Origin of the sequence: Trichococcus alkaliphilus (assembly GCF_003008695.1) — a bacterium.
In the GTDB taxonomy this organism is placed as follows: Bacteria; Bacillota; Bacilli; order Lactobacillales; family Aerococcaceae; genus Trichococcus; species Trichococcus alkaliphilus.
In genome coordinates this window covers 1-16,010 of sequence record NZ_PXZT01000007.1, presented here as the reverse complement: position 1 = coordinate 16,010, position 16,010 = coordinate 1, and the positions used below count along the sequence as shown (strand labels likewise).

Sequence of the window (16,010 nt, the reverse complement as noted above, 5' to 3'; positions counted from 1 at the left end):
CATCCAAGATGCTTTTGGCCAGTCTTTCTTCTTTCTCATATCGTTATGCTATTGATGAAGCGGGCGATTCTTGGGTCGGTTGTGCTTTCGAAGAAGTCCTTCGTTGGTCCGTCGAAGCCGACTTTACCGTCTTCTAGGAAGAGCATGCGGTCTGCTGCTTCCCTCGCGAAATCAAGGTTATGCGTCACGATAATCATGGACAGCTTCTCGGAAGCGAGTTCCTTCAGCACGCGCAGCACTTCTGCTTCCAATTCGGGATCGAGGGCAGAAGTCGGTTCATCGAACAGGACGAAATCCGGCTCCATGGCCAAGGCGCGCGCGATTGCTACGCGTTGCTGCTGGCCACCAGAAAGTTGATCCGGGTAATGGTCTAGTTTGTCGGCCAAGCCGACTTTGGTCAGCAGGTTCTTGGCTCTGGCCGTCGCTTCCGTTTTAGAAAGCTTCAGGACCGTGAGAGGGCCTTCGATGACATTTTCCAATACTGACAGATGCGGGAAGAGGTTGAAGCTCTGGAACACCATCGCCGTTTCTTTGCGGATGGCCATCATCGTTTCTTTCGATATTTTGGAGCTGAAATCGACCTCGAGATTGCCATTCTTCAGGATGCCGCTCTCGGGCACTTCCAAAAGGTTCAAGGTGCGGAGCAGGGTGGACTTGCCCGAACCGGATGGGCCGACAATGACAGTCGTTTCACCGGTTCTGAACGTCAACGAGATGTCCTTAAGGGCATGAAAGTCACCGTAGGATTTTTGGATATTTTTGATTTCGATCATGTCGTCACGCCTTTTTCAGATATTTGGAAGTTCTGATTTCCAATTTGCCCTGGATCCAAGTCAATACTGTACTGATAAGGAGGTAGATCACAGCCACTTCCATATACAGAATCAGCGGTTCATAGGTAACGGAAGCAAACTGCTGCCCGACCATCGTCATTTCGATGATCGTGATGCTGGAGGCCAGCGAGGTCGATTTCACCAAAGAGATGAAGTCATTCATGACAGCCGGCAAGGCGATCCGGATGGTCTGCGGGAAGATGATCCTTTTCAGTACCTGTCCGTGAGTCATGCCCAGGGAATCGGCCGCTTCCCATTGCCCTCTCGGGATGGACAGAATCGCGCCACGGATGGATTCGGCCGAATAGGCGCCGCTGTTCAAGGCAAAAGTCAGGATAGCAGCGGTCCACGCATCCAAGGTGATGTTCAGCTTCGGCAAACCGAAGAAGACGATGAACAATTGGATCAAAAGCGGGGTGCCGCGGAATACCCAAACATAGAACCAAGCCAGCCCTTTTAATATTTTGCTTTTCGAAATCCGCATGACTGCAGTAAGGACAGCCAGGACAAGTGACAAGGCAAAGGAAATCAGCGCCAAGGGGATGGTGACGGTAAATCCTGCTTCCAGAATTGGCCATAGGGCGTTTTCGATTATGGATAATGTATGTTGCAAAATTTACTCACCGTTCCTTTTTATATTAAAAATAAAAAAACTATTCAACGTCCAAAAGAGCATCACCGCAAGTGGTTCACGAGATACCAAATTGTACCATGCATCCAACAATGATGGCTAGCTTTAAGGGTTAACCATCCATAAATCAGACAAATCGTACCGAGTGCGCTCTAAGGGGCGCACTCGGTACGATTTTCTGAATGTGAATCTGAACGAGCCCGTTCAGTTTTTGTTATTCGTTGGCTCCGACACTGATGTCTTCACCTAGATATTTTTCGAAGATTGCTTTGAAAGTGCCGTCTTCCGTACGAGCTGCGATGATTTCGTTCAGTTTGTCCTGCAGGTCTGTGTTTTCTTTTTGCAGGATGATTCCGACTTCATCATTTGTAGGCAGTTTTTCGTCAATCAGTTTTAACGTGGAATCTGGATATTCTTCAAAGTAAGTCAAGAAAGTGATGTAGTCATTGATTGTTCCGTCCGCGCGGCCTGAAGTGATCAATTCAACCGCTTGATTGAATCCGTCGACAGGAACGATTTCAGCGCCAAGGTCGCGGGCGTTCTGTGCGTAATTGCTTGTAGTGGATTGGGCTGATTTTTTGCCGCTGTAGTCTTCCAAAGTTTGGATATCAGAGTCTGCGCTGACAGCTAATTGGCCATAGGACTCGAAATAAGCATCGGTGAAGTCATAAACCGCTTGGCGTTCTTCAGTGACGCCAACGTTGTTGATGACGATATCGTATTTATTGACATCCAATCCAGCAATCAGGGAATCCCATTTTGTTTCGACGAAGACAGCTTCCACGCCCAAATCTTCTGCGATGACTTCTGCGATTTCCACTTCGAAACCGACCAAGTCGCCTGTTTCTGTGTCATGGTAGCTGAATGGAGGGTAAGTGCCTTCCACCCCGATGCGCAATTGTTTGTTTTCTTCGATCGTTTTTAAGACGTTTCCTGTTGTGGCTGTGCTGGATGCTGTAGATGCACTGTCCGAACTTGAGTCAGTTGTTGTTGCGCCGCATGCCGCCAAAGCCAAGCCTGCTGTACCCACGAATAAGATTTTTGATAATAGTTTCCTCATTATATTCACTCCTGTTTTTGTTTTTTTATTTGAAACGCTGCTGGTCATTAGACCTGAAAAACTCCCCCACGCAGTTATCGCTTGTGGTGCTGGCCCTCAAATCGACATTTTCTTACTTTTTGTCGTTCCGAGGCATGAGGAAATCTTATCACCAGTGCATGTAAGAAGCAAACAGTTATAATCGAACAAGGTTGATAGGAAAAAGCGATCACCTGGAATTTATGAATGATGTACATTGCACGACGATTAAGAAGCTTATCGGTCCACACGCGAATCGTGTATAATATAGGAAACAACGAGAGATTCGCTGACTAAGAGAGCGAATAGAACCAGGGGGAATTTGTATGACAGATGCATTGAAAAGATTGATCCAGGCTGCACAGCAACTGGAGGAAGCGGACCTTATCATCCAAAACGGAACAGTAGTGGATGTGTTTTCGCTGGATACCTTTGAGGCGGACGTTGCGATCAAGGACGGTTGCATCGTCGGAATCGGAACCTATCCAAACGGAAAGCAAGTGGTGGATGCTTCAGGCAAGTATGTCATGCCGGGCTTTATCGATGGGCATATCCACATCGAATCGACGATGGTGACGCCTTCGGAATTTTCGCGTGCGCTCATCAAGCACGGCGTGACGACCGTTGTGACCGATCCGCACGAAATCGCGAATGTCGCAGGAACAATCGGGATCGACTTCATGCTGGAGGACGCCGCCAATGCCGACATGGATATCTTGATGAAGTTGCCTTCGTGTGTGCCGGCAACGCCTTTCGAGCAGAACGGCGCGACGCTGACAGCGGATGATCTCCGGCCTTATTTGACCCATCCGACCGTCATCGGCTTGGCCGAAGTGATGGATTATCCATCCGTTTTGAATGCAAATCCGGATATGCTTGAAAAAATCCGCATGACGATAGACGCGGGAATGATGGTCGATGGCCATGCGGCCGGTTTGCCGGATGCCGCTTTGAATGTGTACAGCACGGCAGGAATCCGCAACGATCATGAAGCGGTGACGGCAGAAGAAGCAATCGCACGTGTACGCCGGGGCATCCATGTGTTGGTGCGCGAAGGATCGGCTGCAAAAGATCTGTTGGCGCTGTTGCCGGCCATCAATGAAAGAAACAGCCGCCGTTTTTCATTCTGTACGGATGATAAGCATCTGGACGAACTGGCCGAAGAAGGAACCGTCAATTATGCCGCTCAGTTGGCCATCCAACAAGGATTGGACCCGCTGATCGCCATCCAAATGGCTACGCTCAATAATGCGGTGTGCCACGGCATCGATGACAAAGGCGCCATCGCACCCGGTTATCTTGCGGATATCCTGATCACGGACAGCCTGGAGACCCTACGCCCTGAAACAATCATCAAAGACGGACGCTTGCTGGATCTGGGGGCTTTAAGAAGCGTCCGCGCAACTGTCCCGGAGGCTGTCCGATCCTCCCTTAATTTGAAGAAAGTGACTAAAGGCGATTTGCAGATCCCGCTTCAAAATGGGCAAAAGGCGTGGGTCATCGGCGTTGTGCCGGGCCGAATCATTACGGAGAAAATCGCAGCGGATGTGCAGACGGAAGACGGCTTTTTTGTTCCGGATACAGAAAATGATCAAGTGAAGATGGTTGTGTGCGAGCGCCATCACCAAACCGGCAGCATAGGAGCTGGAATCGTCAGCGGTCTCGGGCTGAAACGGGGCGCGATTGCCTCAACCGTAGCCCATGATTCGCATAATCTGGTCGTTGCCGGAACCAACGATGAAGACATGCTGCTGGCGATCGAGGAAGCAGAACGCATGCAAGGCGGACTCGTCATCGTGGATGGCGGCAAAGTGCTGGCGTCGGTACCGTTGCGGGTCGGCGGCATCATGTCGGAAAAACCGTATGAAGAAGTGATCGAGGAATTGCATAGGCTGCACGAACAGTTGGCTACGCTGGCGGAGGAAGGGCAGAACATTTTCATGATCCTATCGTTTCTTTGCCTACCGGTCATCCCTCGGCTAAAACTGACGGATAAAGGATTGTTTGATGTGGATTCCTTCCAACATATCGAAGTCGGGATTCCGATGTAAAACCATTCATTTCACTGTAATCCGGAAAGGCAGGGATTCTTTATGGCGATTTCATTCGGTGAATTCATTCAGTTGCTGCTGTCGAGCCCGGCTATTGCGGTGACGGTGGCCTTGACTCTGGGCGTCGTTTTGGTGAATGGGTGGACAGATGCACCAAACGCCATCGCTACCTGCGTCTCAACGAGAAGCATGACTCCGCGGAATGCCATCCTGATGGCTGCGGTGTTCAATTTTTTAGGTGTCTTTGCGATGACCGCAGTCAATGCGAAAGTTGCCCAGACGATGGCGAAGATGGTTGATTTTGGCGGAAATACGGAAGATGCGATCGTGGCGCTGTGTGCGGCACTCTTTGCGATTGTGGTATGGGCCACTGCGGCCTGGTATTATGGCATCCCGACAAGCGAAAGCCATGCCTTGATCGCGGGGGTGTCGGGGGCTGCGATCGCGTTACAGGGCGGCATCAGTGGAATCAATGGGGCGGAATGGATCAAGGTATTGTATGGATTGGTTCTTTCCACCGTTTTGGGTTTATTTTTGGGGTTCCTTGTTGTGAAACTCGTCGGCACTCTGTTCAAAGATATTGAACGGCAAAGCACGACAACTTTCTTCCGCAACAGCCAAATAGCCGGTGCGGCTGCGATGGCCTTCATGCATGGAGCCCAGGACGGCCAAAAGTTCATCGGGATTTTTTTGCTGGGCATCGCTTTGTCGCAAGGAAACGCTGTCACTGATTTCGTGATTCCTATCTGGTTGATGCTGTTGTGTTCCACGGTCATGGCCTTGGGAACAGCGATCGGCGGCGGGAAAATCATTAAGACGGTAGGGGTCAATATGGTGAAGCTGGAGACCTATCAAGGCTTCAGCGCTGATTTTGCCGGGGCATTGAGTCTCTTGACGGCCTCCATCTTGGGTCTGCCAGTGAGCACGACCCACACGAAGACAACGGCCATCATGGGAGTGGGCGCGGGCAGGCATTTGTCGAGCGTAAACTGGTTGACGGTCAAGGAAATGGTTTTCACGTGGGTGTTGACATTTCCAGGCTGCGGCCTTGTCGGGTATTTGATGGCAAAGCTGTTCATTCGGATATTTTAGGGGGAGCCGACTATGTTCAAAAAGAAGACGGAAAAGTTGGATTATTTCGATGAGTTCATCAAGCTTGCCGAATGGGGCGTCCAATCGGCGGAATTCCTGAAGCAGGTGCTGACAGAGTATCCGGTTGCTGATCTCAGCCAAAAACTGGACGAGATGCATGAGATCGAACACAATGCCGACCTCGCGAAATACAGACTTATGCGCTATATGTATAACGATCTGTTGCCGCCTTTCGATAGGCAGGATGTGATTGCGTTGGTCACCAGTCTGGATCATGCCATCGACATGATTGAGGATGTCATGATCCACATTGAAATCTATCAACCGCAGGACATCACTCCGGAAATCAACCAATTCCTGGATCTGGTCGAAAAGTCAGCCAAGCAACTGCTCGAGGCGGTGAGGCTATTGAAAACCTACAAGAAATCGCAAAAAGAAATACACGTAGTCATTGACCGGATCAACGCCTGTGAGAAGGAAGGCGATCTGCTGTATATCCAAACGATGCGCAATCTCTATCGGAGCAATGCAGATGCGGTCAGCATCGTCATCCTGAGCAAAATTTATAAATCGCTGGAAGATTGCTGTGATGCCTTCAAGGACGTTACCAAATTTGTGGAAGAGATTGCGTTGAAATACTCCTAGCCTGGCAGCTGTAAAACAAAAGATCCCCACAAGTCAGAAAAATTCTGACTTGTGGGGATCTTTAGCATCAATATATCGTTCAAAAATATTCATCAACCAAGATTCGTTGCCTGATGAACGAAATCATTTAGTATAGCATGGAGTCATTTATTCAGCGGGACAACTAAGATTTTCATCTTTGTCTCTGGCGTGCATACTTACGCCGTTCATCTGATGGTCGTCTGCCGCGTGATGACGAAGATGAGTGGCATGGCTACGTACATACTGACCGTGATTTTCAAATGTCGTAGTATCCATCATTGCTGCTTCTACGGGAGTTGCGACAGCGAAGGTGGTCAATGCAGTAAAAGAAATCAGGCCAATCATCAAATATTTTTTCTTCATGGGTAAGTTCTTCCTTCCTATTTATAAACTGGCTATAGTTTATGAGACTGTTTCCGTGTTGTTGATCGGACAAAAGGAATGATCAACAACGTGGGATCGCTTGATCCTTCTTCAGTATACTAAGGAAGTATGTAGAACAGATGTAGATGACAAAAATAGATGAATTCAATTAAATTAGCTAAGTTGAATTCTGCGAAACAGTATGCCATAATATCCATGAAAACTAAATAACTTCTTTATCACGAGAGATCGAGGGACTGGCCCGATGACATCTCAGCAACCGACCCCTGCGCGAGCGCAAGGGCACGGTGCTAAATCCTGCAGAGCAATCTGAGAGATAAGAAGAGCAAAGCGACATTCCCGACTCTTCTTGTTATAAGAAGGGTTTTTTGTTTTCCAAAAGCAATCTGGAGGGAACGACGATGACAATGACAAAAGAACAATTCGAGCGCTGCGAAAGAAGTTATGAAAGAATGGAAGCTGCAGGCGGCCCAAAAAGCCAAGCCGAGGCCATGCTGTATCATCAGTACACGCAACATAAGTCTTCTGTTGCGGAAGCGACGAAGATTGGTAAGGAGATCTATCAAACGGAACTTTTGGCCAAAATAGCGGAAGTTCATCGGCTTGAGGAAGAAATCGCCAAGTTGCAGAAGTGCCTTAATCTGGAGCGGACGCAAGTGGATAAGATGTTGGAACTGATGGTCCAGTTTTAAAGAAGCGAATGAGAGGAGAAAGGACATGGAGTTGAAGATGAAACGTATCTACGAATCTCCGGAAGAAGCGGATAGATTCCGTATCCTGGTCGACCGCTTGTGGCCGCGGGGAGTCAAGAAGGAAGCCGCGCAGCTGGATGCGTGGCTGAAGGACAGCGCGCCGTCGCCGGATCTGCGCAAGTGGTTCAACCACGATTTCGATAAATTTGCCGCCTTCAAGGAACGCTATGAAGAAGAACTGTTGACGAATCCGCAGACAGCGGCTGCAGTAGCGGAAATCCGGAAACAGTTGGAAGAGACAGATGTCACATTGGTATATGCCGCGCGGGACCCGGCAATCAATCATGTCGTTGTGCTGAAGGATTTTGTGGAAAAACAGCGGAAATAGGCGCTTGTTTGTGGTGTGAGTGAAAGAGTCCCACTAGCGTTGTTGGATAACGAAAAATACGCTCTTGATATCGTGGCGTCTTTTTCATATTGGGGTATGTTGACTCATCGGCTGTTACAGTAAATATAACGCGCATTTAGCCGACATAAGCTGCTTATCTCGGCTTTTGGAAAGGAAGAGTAAGCCGGATGGTCAACGAAACACTAAGCTGTCGCCTTTCGTGGTGACAGTGTTCCGCAATCGACTGACATGAGTGCCTTGTATCGGGTTTAGGAAGAGATTGTTACTCTTGCCTTAGTATCACGCGGTAATAACCATCGTCGCCTTTGAAAACTAGCTTAATTTGCAGTTCCCTTTCGGAAAGTTCCGGATCAACAAAAGTATTCGTCTCGTCAGATACCTTTTCCTTTATTGCATCGAGGGAATCGTAATAGGCTACGATGAAAGGTTCATGCTCCGCATCAAAATCGGCAATTTGTTCCAAAAATGCAGTTTCGTCGTCGATAACTTCCGTACTAATGACTTCTGCGCTTTCGCTGACTGATGATTGAGTGACTTCGCTTTGGGGAGTCTCGTTCGTATCGTTTGAACAGGCAGCCAGAAACATGATGAGAGGAAGGATCAAGTAGATTTTCTTTTTCATAATATAAGCTCCTATTCTTTTGCTGTATAACATTTTTTGTCTACATATTTATTTTAACCTAATTACAGTGATGATGCTAATGAACGGAATGATACAGAATAGGAATCTGAAAAAGTAACATTTGCGCTCGCATCCGGGCCGGAATTCTGATATGTTAGCTACAAGAGTTGTACAACAGAATTGCTGGAAAGGAAGAGGGACGGATGATCAGAGAGCACGGGGCAGATTATGATATCACGATAGGGAATATCCGCTATGCTGCACCGCAGCGGTATTACGGCACGCGGCTTTTGTTCGTGACCAAAGGAAGGGCAAGCGTGTCCGTCAATGGGGAAATTTATGCTCTGGATGAAGGGGATATTCTCTTCATCAACCGGAATGACCACTATACTGTCCGGGGCAGCGAAAACAATATCCTCATTTGCCTGAGCATACCCAGCCATTTTTTTGTGATGAACTACCCGAATTACTTCCATTACTCCTTCGAATGTTTCTCGAAAGATTTGGATCCGGGGCGAGGGGATGTCGTAGCGCAGCTGCGCAGGCTGTTGGCAGAACTAGTCATCGTCCATTCCCGTCAGGAAGAAGGCAGCGTTTTGGAGGCCCGCAGTATCCTTTTTCAGACGATGTTGCTGGTGACCCGCTTCTTCAAAAAGGAGGGGCCGCAGACAGGAGCGGGCGAAGCGAGCGATGAACGGATCGCCCGGATAATCCATACGATTGAGCTCCGCTATGCGGAACCGTTGACGCTTGCGGAGATGGCCGAGAGCGAGTACCTCTCATCTACCTATTTATCCCGCTACTTCAAGCAGACGACCGGAATGGGTTTTTTACAGTATCTGAAGATGGTGCGGTTGAAGCATTGCGTGGAGGACTTGCTGCATACGTCCGATAATTTGTTCCAGATTGCCGTGAGGAATGGCTTCTCGACGGCGAGAAATTTTACGGAAGCCTTCAAATCGGTCTACGATCAGACTCCCGTGCAGTACCGGAAGGAGCATAAACAAGAGAACAGCGAAGCCTTCGGAGCCGTGACCGCCAATACGGAAGCGGGGAAGGAATTGGATTCGCCGGAAGCGCTGATGCAGTTGACGAAATATTTGGAAGAGCCACTGAATCCGCGCGCATTGCCGGACGAAACGCCGGGAGAAGCATGCAAGATCGTTGTCGGAGACAGTAGCGGAGCCGGATCATTGGCGCGCGAAAAACATATTGTGTTCATCGGGGAACTGAAGGAAATCCTGAATGAGCAGGTGAAGGAGCAAGTGCTTCTTGCCAAGCAGCGTCTGCGCGTCGATTTTGTGGGTGTGCGCAATCTGATTGGCGGATCCACTTTATTGCCGGAAGTCGAGACGGATGAGTTCGTGTCCACCACACCGAAGTATGCCAACGCCGATTTGGCCGTCCAGTACATGAAGGAACAAGAAATTAGCCTATATTTGAGGATCACTTATAAAGAAGTCATCCACAATGAAGAGCACTATTTCAGAGAACTTGAAGGGTTCCTGATCCACACACTGCAGGTATTCGGCAGGAAATTTGTCAACCAATGGAAAGTCGTGTTCTATGCTGAAAAAGAGACGGCCGTCCTGTCCAAGGAATTGGAGCGCGTCTATTTAAGACTGCATGAAGCGATCCGGAAACATGCCGTTCAGCTGAAAATCGGTACCTTCCTTCCTTTCAAAGAGGAGAAAGACAGTCTTTCTTTGCCGCATCACTGGCAACTTCACCAATCCGGCAGCATCGACTTCATCACCTATGATGCCGATCAGAACGAGGTCGTCGACTTTTCGGAAATCAGCGATGAAGACTTCCTGAACAGCCAACGCTATATCCTGCGGAAAACGCAGAAGCTGAAGCGATTCCTGAAAAAGCATCAGATGCATCAGCCGCTGTACCTGGAAAATTGGAACACGCTGACCGGAAACACGCGCTACACAAACGGAACTTTTTTCCGGGGCGCGCTGATCCTGAGGACTATTTTGGATTTGGGGAATGAAGTAGCGGGCGTCGGGTTTTGGCTGAACAGCGAACTCCATGAGCGCTACGGAGGGAACCACAACAAGACTGTGGCGGGCCTGGAGCTGTTCCATTTCTTCAACGGCAAGCGGCCGGCTTTCTACACGCTGATGTTCAAGGAACGGATGACGGGGCAAGTGCGAGCTCAAGGGGAGCATTATGTGCTGACCGAAAACGAAGAAGGCTACCAACTGCTACTTTTCAACGAAAAACACTTCAATCCTCGCTATTCAGTCGACGAATTGTTCATGCGGAACCGCAGCAATGAACTGCATGTGCGGTTGATTGGCATGGAACCCGGCGAATACCAAGTCCGGAAATACCGATTCGATCAGCAAAATGGCGGGCTCTACACAAAGTGGGGCCAGTTGAACAGCAAACACGGCATGGACCTCGAAGTGATGGAGTACATCGTCCAATCCTCAACGCCGACTCTGACGCTGGAGGATGAACAGATCGAAAAGGATTGGTCCTTCTATGCTTCGATGAGTAGCAACGCAATCCTGTTCATCGAATTCCGCAGAGCAATCGGCTGAGCAGAACAATAATGAAGAAAAGGTTGTCTCCCACGAGACAACCTTTTTTGTCGGATGCCGTCAGGTTGTCCGATTCATTCGGGTTATCGGACAATCTCCAGCACAAATGCCCTCTCGATGTCCGATTCTTTGCTTTTTTCTGCCCGCTTGCGGGCCACTCTTCAAATGAGAGGGTTTTCAGACAAAAATCATCCGCACAAAATTGCTGTCCAACTGATTTCCGGAAATGCGAAGACAAAAATCAGGATGTTTTGCATAATAACGAGCCTTTTCTTATTTTTTTGTGGCGGTATACTAGCTGAGTGATTAAGAAACGTAGCAATAACAAACCTATATGATAGTTCCAAACAGTCAATAATAAGGGAGCGCAAAAAAATGAATGAAGCGACCAAAAAGCAATTATTCAGCACGTTAGCCGACAAGCAGGAGCGCATGATCGAAATCTACCGCTACTTGCATGCCCATCCGGAATTATCATTCCAGGAGGAGAACACGGCCAAGTATATCGAAGCTTTTTATGCAGGGAAAGAGTGTCAAGTCCGCACCCATGTCGGCGGACTGGGCATCGTCGTGACCATAGACAGCGGTAAACCGGGAAAAACAGTCGCCATCCGAGCAGACTTTGATGCGTTGCCGATCCAAGAGGAAACCGGCTTGCCATTTGCCTCAAAAACGCCGGGAGTCATGCACGCCTGCGGACATGACGCGCATACAGCCTACATGCTGACCCTTGCCGAAACATTAATAGAGATGAAGGAACAACTCGAAGGAAAGATTGTTGTTCTGCATCAGCCTGCCGAAGAAGTTCCGCCGGGCGGAGCGATCGGCATGATCAAGGACGGCGCTTTGGAAGGCGTCGACACGGTATTCGGCATCCATGTGATGTCACAGATGGACAGCGGCAAAGTGTTCTATCGCGAAGGCAACGTCCAGACCGGCCGCGCCAATTTCCGCGTGAAGATCCAAGGCGTCGGCGGGCATGGCTCATCGCCGCATAAAGCCAACGACGCCATCGTGGCGGCCAGCTATTTTGTCGTAGCCGTGCAATCCATCGTCAGCCGCCGTATGAATCCTTTCGATGTCGGCTCGATCACAATCGGCAGTTTCGACGGCAAAGGCTCGTTCAACGTCATCAAAGATTCGGTCGTGTTGGAGGGCGATGTGCGTTCAATGTCCGAAGAAACGCGTACGCTGATTGAAAAGGAAATCCGGGCGAAGCTGGACGGCATCTCGGCCATGTTCGATGTGACCTATGAACTGGATTACGAAAATGACTATCCGGTGCTGTTCAACGATCCGGAAATGACGGCTTTCGCAGCATCGGCTCTGCAGACTACTGAACTGCCGGGAGTAGAGGCTGTGGAACGCTGCGAGGCGCAGCCGCCTTCGGAAGATTTTGCTTATTATGCGAAGGAACGCCCGGGCGTCTTTTTGTATGTCGGAGCGGCTCCGGAAGATGGCGAGGCTTATCCGCATCATCATCCGAAATTCAGGATCAATGAGGACAGTATGCTGATTGCAGCCGAAACGATGGGGACATTGGTTATCGATTACTTAAAAGGGAGCAGTGAAAAATAGTGGAAACGCAATACAAAGGAAATAATAGACTTATTTTGGGGATTGTTTCAGGGGTTGTAACATTCTGGTTGTTTGCTCAAACAATGGTGAACATCGTACCGGCCATCCAAGCAGACTTGGGAATTTCATCCGGTATCTTGGGCATTGCCATCAGTTTGACATCTTTATTCTCAGGTATGTTTATGGTTGTTGCTGGTGGGCTTGCGGATAAACATGGCCGCGTAAAAGTTACGAATATCGGAATGATCCTGAGCATCATCGGTTCTCTGTGCTTAGTATTGGCAACGGGCCCAGCATTGTTGATCATCGGTCGTATCATCCAAGGGCTATCTGCTGCATGCATCATGCCTGCTACTTTGGCTTTGATGAAGACTTACTTCGATGGAGCTGAAAGACAACGTGCGCTGAGCTTCTGGTCAATCGGTTCTTGGGGCGGCTCAGGAATTTGTTCCTTCTTCGGTGGTTTAGTAGCCACTTACTTCGGCTGGCGTGCAATCTTCATCGTTTCGATTGTAGTTGCTGTTATCGGGCTGCTTTTGCTTAAAGGAACTCCAGAAAGTAAATTTGAAGCAGTCGGCGAAAAGAAACCTTTTGATGTCGGCGGACTGATTACTTTCGTGATTGCTATGCTGACTTTCAATGTTTTTATCAGCCAAGGAAGAACCATGGGATGGACAAATCCTATTATCTTGGGATTAGCTGTGGCATTCGTTATTTCAGTGATCCTTTTTGTGAATATCGAAAAAAGACATACAAACAGCTTCATCGACTTCTCTCTATTCAAAAACAAAGCTTACAGTGGTGCCACTTTATCTAACTTCTTGTTGAATGCTTCTGCAGGTACAATGTTGGTTGCCAACACTTATGTTCAAATGGGCCGCGGCTTCTCTTCTTTCCAATCCGGCTTGCTGACGATCGGCTACTTGGTCTGCGTCCTGAGCTCCATCCGTTTGGGTGAAAAAGCCTTGCAAAAATTCGGTTCCCGCAAGCCGATGGTGACCGGATCATTCATCGCAACGATCGGTATTACTTTGATGGCCTTCACTTTTGTACCGGGAATCATCTACAACTTGTTGGTATTTGTCGGCTATGCTCTGTATGGCTTCGGTTTGGGGATCTATGCGACACCTTCGACGGATACCGCGATTTCGAATGCTCCGGCTGATAAAGTCGGCAGCGCATCCGGCATCTACAAAATGGCCAGCTCTCTTGGTGGAGCGGTCGGGGTCGCACTTTCCTCCAGCCTTTTCAATGCTTTGGGAGCGCAAGGCAATATGGAAGTGGCCGGTTCAGCAGGGTTGCTGCTGAATGTGGCTTTTGGCATGATTGCGCTGGCTTCGATTTTGCTGACGGCTCCGAAAGCGGCTGAGCAAGTAGAAGCTACGGAATAGGTTTGTGCAAACAGGCTAAAAAATAGAATGAAAAAGAATGCAAAGTTATAGTGACTTTGCATTCTTTTGCGTTATACTTTTTGCGAAACATACTATTTTCAGAAAATTATCATCAGGGGGGACAATAGAATGGAATTTATTTCAATTGTGGAAATTATCGGTACGATTGCCTTTGCGATGTCGGGAGCATTGACCGCAATCGAGAAGGATCTTGATTATTACGGAATCGGGATATTTGCGATCACGACTTCGGTGGGTGGAGGGATCGTCAGGGATCTGCTGATCGATCGGCCTTTGCCGGCATCATTGGAAAATCCCGTCTATGCACTTATCAGCCTGCTTTCCGCAGGCTTTGTCATCCTTTTCTATACGCACATCAATAAGTTGGCGAAGATGCTCCAGTATTTTGATGCGATCGGTCTCGGGGCGTTTACAGCCATCGGAGCAGAGGTGGCGGTGCGGACTGGGTTCCAGCAGTGGTATGTTGTGGTGACGTTGGCGGTCCTGACCGGAACCGGTGGCGGACTTATCCGGGATGTGTTCGCCCGGGAGATTCCTTATGTATTCCGCAAAGAAGTCTATGCGATGGCCTCCATTCTGGGTGCCATTCTGTACATCGCCGTATTCAAGCTGGCAGGAAGCGAAATGGCGCTGTACAGCTGCTTTTTGGCAACGACTTTGATCAGGCTCTACTGCATGGAGAAGGATGTGCACCTGCTGAAAGTCGGAAAAGTCACCATGGAATAAGTTCGGCACATCGGAGGGAATTTTTATGACAATTAGTTACGAAAAATTTGGCTTAAAGGAAGTGATCAACGCTTCCGGTAGAATGACAATTTTAGGAGTGTCCAAAGTATCCCCATCCGTTTTGGCTGCCCAGCAATATGGAGGAGAACATTTTTTCGAGATGGAAGAACTGTCGGTGAAAGTAGGCGCTTATTTGGCTGAACTGCTCAAAGCCGAAGATGTTCAAATTGTTTCTTCTGCTTCAGCAGGCATCGCCCAATCCGTGGCAGGCGTGATCGGGAAAGGCAGCTTATTTCATGCTTACCATCCCTATTCAGAAAAAATCACGCAACGAGAAATTATTTTACCCAAAGGCCATAATGTTGATTACGGTACGCCCGTCGAAGTCATGGTCGAGCAAGGGGGCGGCAAAGTCGTAGAAGCCGGATATGCAAATATGTGCACCGCGGAACACGTGGAAATGATGATCACCGAGGAAACGGCTGCCCTGCTTTACATCAAAAGTCACCACACCGTACAAAAGAGTATGCTGACAGTGGAAGAAATGGTGACCGTCGCTCGGAAATACGATTTGCCAGTGATTGTCGATGCCGCGGCGGAAGAAGATTTATTCTACTATTATGCAGCAGGGGCAGACTTAGTGATTTATTCGGGAGCCAAAGCGATCGAAGGACCAAGTGCCGGATTAGTCGTCGGGAAAAAAAGAGCAATCGGATGGGTGCGACTCCAAGGCAAAGGAATTGGCCGCGCCATGAAGATCGGCAAAGACAACATTTTAGGGCTTGCTCAAGCCGTGGAGGATTATTTGACTAACGGCAGCGAAAGTGGCGAATCGATGCAGGCGCGTCTAGTCCCTTTTGTTGAAGGGATCAATCAAATACCGGATTTACAAGCCACCATTGTGCAAGACAGCGCCGGCAGAGAAATTTATCGCGCCAGCGTCAAAGTGACCGGAACAATCAGCGCAAAAGAAGTCATACAACAACTAAAAGCGCAAAGTCCAGCGATCTATACACGTGAATACCAAGCCAATAACGGCATCATTGAATTTGACATTCGCGCGGTCAGTCAAACAGAAATGATGAAAATTGTTCAGCGATTACAAGAAATTTTGGGAGAATAGGAAAGAGTAATTTCCACTGCTCTGACCCGTGAGTTCTTACCACGCCTACAGGAGCTGGCGCTGAGAAATACGATTTTTAATAGGAATTAAGATAGGCCGTCTCCTTGTGGTATGCCACCCGTCAATAGGACAGTGAAATATTTAAACAGTTTTACAGA

General features: G+C 48.7%; 15 protein-coding genes and 1 riboswitch. Of the genes, 10 read left to right on the top strand and 5 right to left on the bottom strand.

What is annotated here, in order from left to right; translation table 11 throughout:
* Positions 1–35 precede the first annotated feature (35 nt).
* The 3 genes from C7R73_RS07310 to C7R73_RS07300 all read right to left on the bottom strand — a co-directional run bounded on the left by C7R73_RS07310 (position 36) and on the right by C7R73_RS07300 (position 2,524).
* Positions 36–773, bottom strand: a complete 738-nt coding sequence (locus C7R73_RS07310) for an amino acid ABC transporter ATP-binding protein (protein ID WP_106449873.1) — start codon at positions 771–773, stop codon at positions 36–38.
* Positions 774–777: 4 nt separating this feature from the next.
* A complete protein-coding gene (locus C7R73_RS07305; protein ID WP_106449872.1) occupies positions 778–1,446 on the bottom strand; it encodes an amino acid ABC transporter permease in 669 nt (222 codons plus the stop codon).
* 232 nt (positions 1,447–1,678) lie between these two features.
* Entirely contained in the window at positions 1,679–2,524 is an 846-nt protein-coding gene (locus C7R73_RS07300; RefSeq protein ID WP_106449871.1) for a transporter substrate-binding domain-containing protein, read from the bottom strand.
* A 344-nt stretch (positions 2,525–2,868) separates the two neighbouring features.
* Here C7R73_RS07300 and ade point away from each other — a divergent pair, with 344 nt between their 5' ends.
* Genes ade through C7R73_RS07285 form a run of 3 tightly spaced genes read left to right on the top strand, consistent with a single transcriptional unit; the run spans position 2,869 to position 6,330 of the window.
* Positions 2,869–4,593 carry an adenine deaminase gene (gene ade / locus C7R73_RS07295; protein ID WP_106449870.1) on the top strand — a complete coding sequence of 575 codons (1,725 nt, stop codon included), beginning with the start codon at positions 2,869–2,871 and terminating at the stop codon, positions 4,591–4,593.
* 42 nt (positions 4,594–4,635) lie between these two features.
* Complete coding sequence (locus C7R73_RS07290; RefSeq protein ID WP_106449869.1) at positions 4,636–5,685, top strand: inorganic phosphate transporter; 1,050 nt, start codon at positions 4,636–4,638, stop codon at positions 5,683–5,685.
* Between the two features lie 12 nt (positions 5,686–5,697).
* On the top strand, positions 5,698–6,330 hold the full coding sequence (locus C7R73_RS07285; RefSeq protein ID WP_106449868.1) for a DUF47 domain-containing protein: 633 nt from the start codon (positions 5,698–5,700) through the stop codon (positions 6,328–6,330).
* A 147-nt stretch (positions 6,331–6,477) separates the two neighbouring features.
* On the opposite strand, the gene C7R73_RS07280 is transcribed toward C7R73_RS07285, so the two are convergent.
* Positions 6,478–6,714 (bottom strand): hypothetical protein, encoded by a 237-nt coding sequence (locus tag C7R73_RS07280; protein ID WP_106449867.1) that lies wholly within the window; start codon positions 6,712–6,714, stop codon positions 6,478–6,480.
* A 233-nt stretch (positions 6,715–6,947) separates the two neighbouring features.
* Positions 6,948–7,058, top strand: a riboswitch (SAM riboswitch).
* A gap of 78 nt (positions 7,059–7,136) precedes the next feature.
* Between C7R73_RS07280 and C7R73_RS07275 the strand changes: the two genes are divergently transcribed.
* Together C7R73_RS07275 and C7R73_RS07270 are read left to right on the top strand one after the other, a co-directional pair.
* Complete coding sequence (locus tag C7R73_RS07275; protein WP_106449866.1) at positions 7,137–7,427, top strand: hypothetical protein; 291 nt, start codon at positions 7,137–7,139, stop codon at positions 7,425–7,427.
* Between the two features lie 25 nt (positions 7,428–7,452).
* A complete protein-coding gene (locus tag C7R73_RS07270) occupies positions 7,453–7,815 on the top strand; it encodes a DUF488 domain-containing protein (RefSeq protein WP_106449865.1) in 363 nt (120 codons plus the stop codon).
* A gap of 283 nt (positions 7,816–8,098) precedes the next feature.
* Here C7R73_RS07270 and C7R73_RS07265 read toward each other — a convergent pair whose 3' ends face one another.
* Positions 8,099–8,458 carry a hypothetical protein gene (locus C7R73_RS07265; RefSeq protein ID WP_106449864.1) on the bottom strand — a complete coding sequence of 120 codons (360 nt, stop codon included), beginning with the start codon at positions 8,456–8,458 and terminating at the stop codon, positions 8,099–8,101.
* A 203-nt stretch (positions 8,459–8,661) separates the two neighbouring features.
* Between C7R73_RS07265 and C7R73_RS07260 the strand changes: the two genes are divergently transcribed.
* The 5 genes from C7R73_RS07260 (at position 8,662) to C7R73_RS07240 (ending at position 15,852) form a co-directional block, all read left to right on the top strand.
* Entirely contained in the window at positions 8,662–11,013 is a 2,352-nt protein-coding gene (locus tag C7R73_RS07260) for an AraC family transcriptional regulator (protein ID WP_106449863.1), read from the top strand.
* Positions 11,014–11,388: 375 nt separating this feature from the next.
* Positions 11,389–12,591, top strand: a complete 1,203-nt coding sequence (locus C7R73_RS07255) for an amidohydrolase (RefSeq protein ID WP_106449862.1) — start codon at positions 11,389–11,391, stop codon at positions 12,589–12,591.
* Positions 12,591–13,982: an MFS transporter gene (locus C7R73_RS07250; RefSeq protein WP_414718262.1), complete on the top strand. Its 1,392-nt coding sequence runs from the start codon at positions 12,591–12,593 to the stop codon at positions 13,980–13,982. The genes C7R73_RS07255 and C7R73_RS07250 overlap by 1 nt, the downstream gene beginning before the upstream one ends.
* Positions 13,983–14,111: 129 nt before the next feature.
* Positions 14,112–14,729, top strand: a complete 618-nt coding sequence (locus C7R73_RS07245) for a trimeric intracellular cation channel family protein (RefSeq protein ID WP_106449860.1) — start codon at positions 14,112–14,114, stop codon at positions 14,727–14,729.
* A gap of 25 nt (positions 14,730–14,754) precedes the next feature.
* Entirely contained in the window at positions 14,755–15,852 is a 1,098-nt protein-coding gene (locus tag C7R73_RS07240) for a DgaE family pyridoxal phosphate-dependent ammonia lyase (protein ID WP_106449859.1), read from the top strand.
* Positions 15,853–16,010 lie beyond the last annotated feature (158 nt).

Bases quoted from the DNA above. Each gene is read 5' to 3' on its own strand.
- C7R73_RS07265 (WP_106449864.1), bottom strand. From the start codon at position 8,458: ATGAAAAAGAAAATCTACTTGATCCTTCCTCTCATCATGTTTCTGGCT.
- C7R73_RS07245 (WP_106449860.1), top strand. From the start codon at position 14,112: ATGGAATTTATTTCAATTGTGGAAATTATCGGTACGATTGCCTTTGCG.
- C7R73_RS07300 (WP_106449871.1), bottom strand. From the start codon at position 2,524: ATGAGGAAACTATTATCAAAAATCTTATTCGTGGGTACAGCAGGCTTG.
- C7R73_RS07275 (WP_106449866.1), top strand. From the start codon at position 7,137: ATGACAATGACAAAAGAACAATTCGAGCGCTGCGAAAGAAGTTATGAA.
- C7R73_RS07270 (WP_106449865.1), top strand. From the start codon at position 7,453: ATGGAGTTGAAGATGAAACGTATCTACGAATCTCCGGAAGAAGCGGAT.
- C7R73_RS07260 (WP_106449863.1), top strand. From the start codon at position 8,662: ATGATCAGAGAGCACGGGGCAGATTATGATATCACGATAGGGAATATC.
- C7R73_RS07290 (WP_106449869.1), top strand. From the start codon at position 4,636: ATGGCGATTTCATTCGGTGAATTCATTCAGTTGCTGCTGTCGAGCCCG.
- ade (WP_106449870.1), top strand. From the start codon at position 2,869: ATGACAGATGCATTGAAAAGATTGATCCAGGCTGCACAGCAACTGGAG.
- C7R73_RS07240 (WP_106449859.1), top strand. From the start codon at position 14,755: ATGACAATTAGTTACGAAAAATTTGGCTTAAAGGAAGTGATCAACGCT.
- C7R73_RS07255 (WP_106449862.1), top strand. From the start codon at position 11,389: ATGAATGAAGCGACCAAAAAGCAATTATTCAGCACGTTAGCCGACAAG.
- C7R73_RS07280 (WP_106449867.1), bottom strand. From the start codon at position 6,714: ATGAAGAAAAAATATTTGATGATTGGCCTGATTTCTTTTACTGCATTG.
- C7R73_RS07285 (WP_106449868.1), top strand. From the start codon at position 5,698: ATGTTCAAAAAGAAGACGGAAAAGTTGGATTATTTCGATGAGTTCATC.
- C7R73_RS07310 (WP_106449873.1), bottom strand. From the start codon at position 773: ATGATCGAAATCAAAAATATCCAAAAATCCTACGGTGACTTTCATGCC.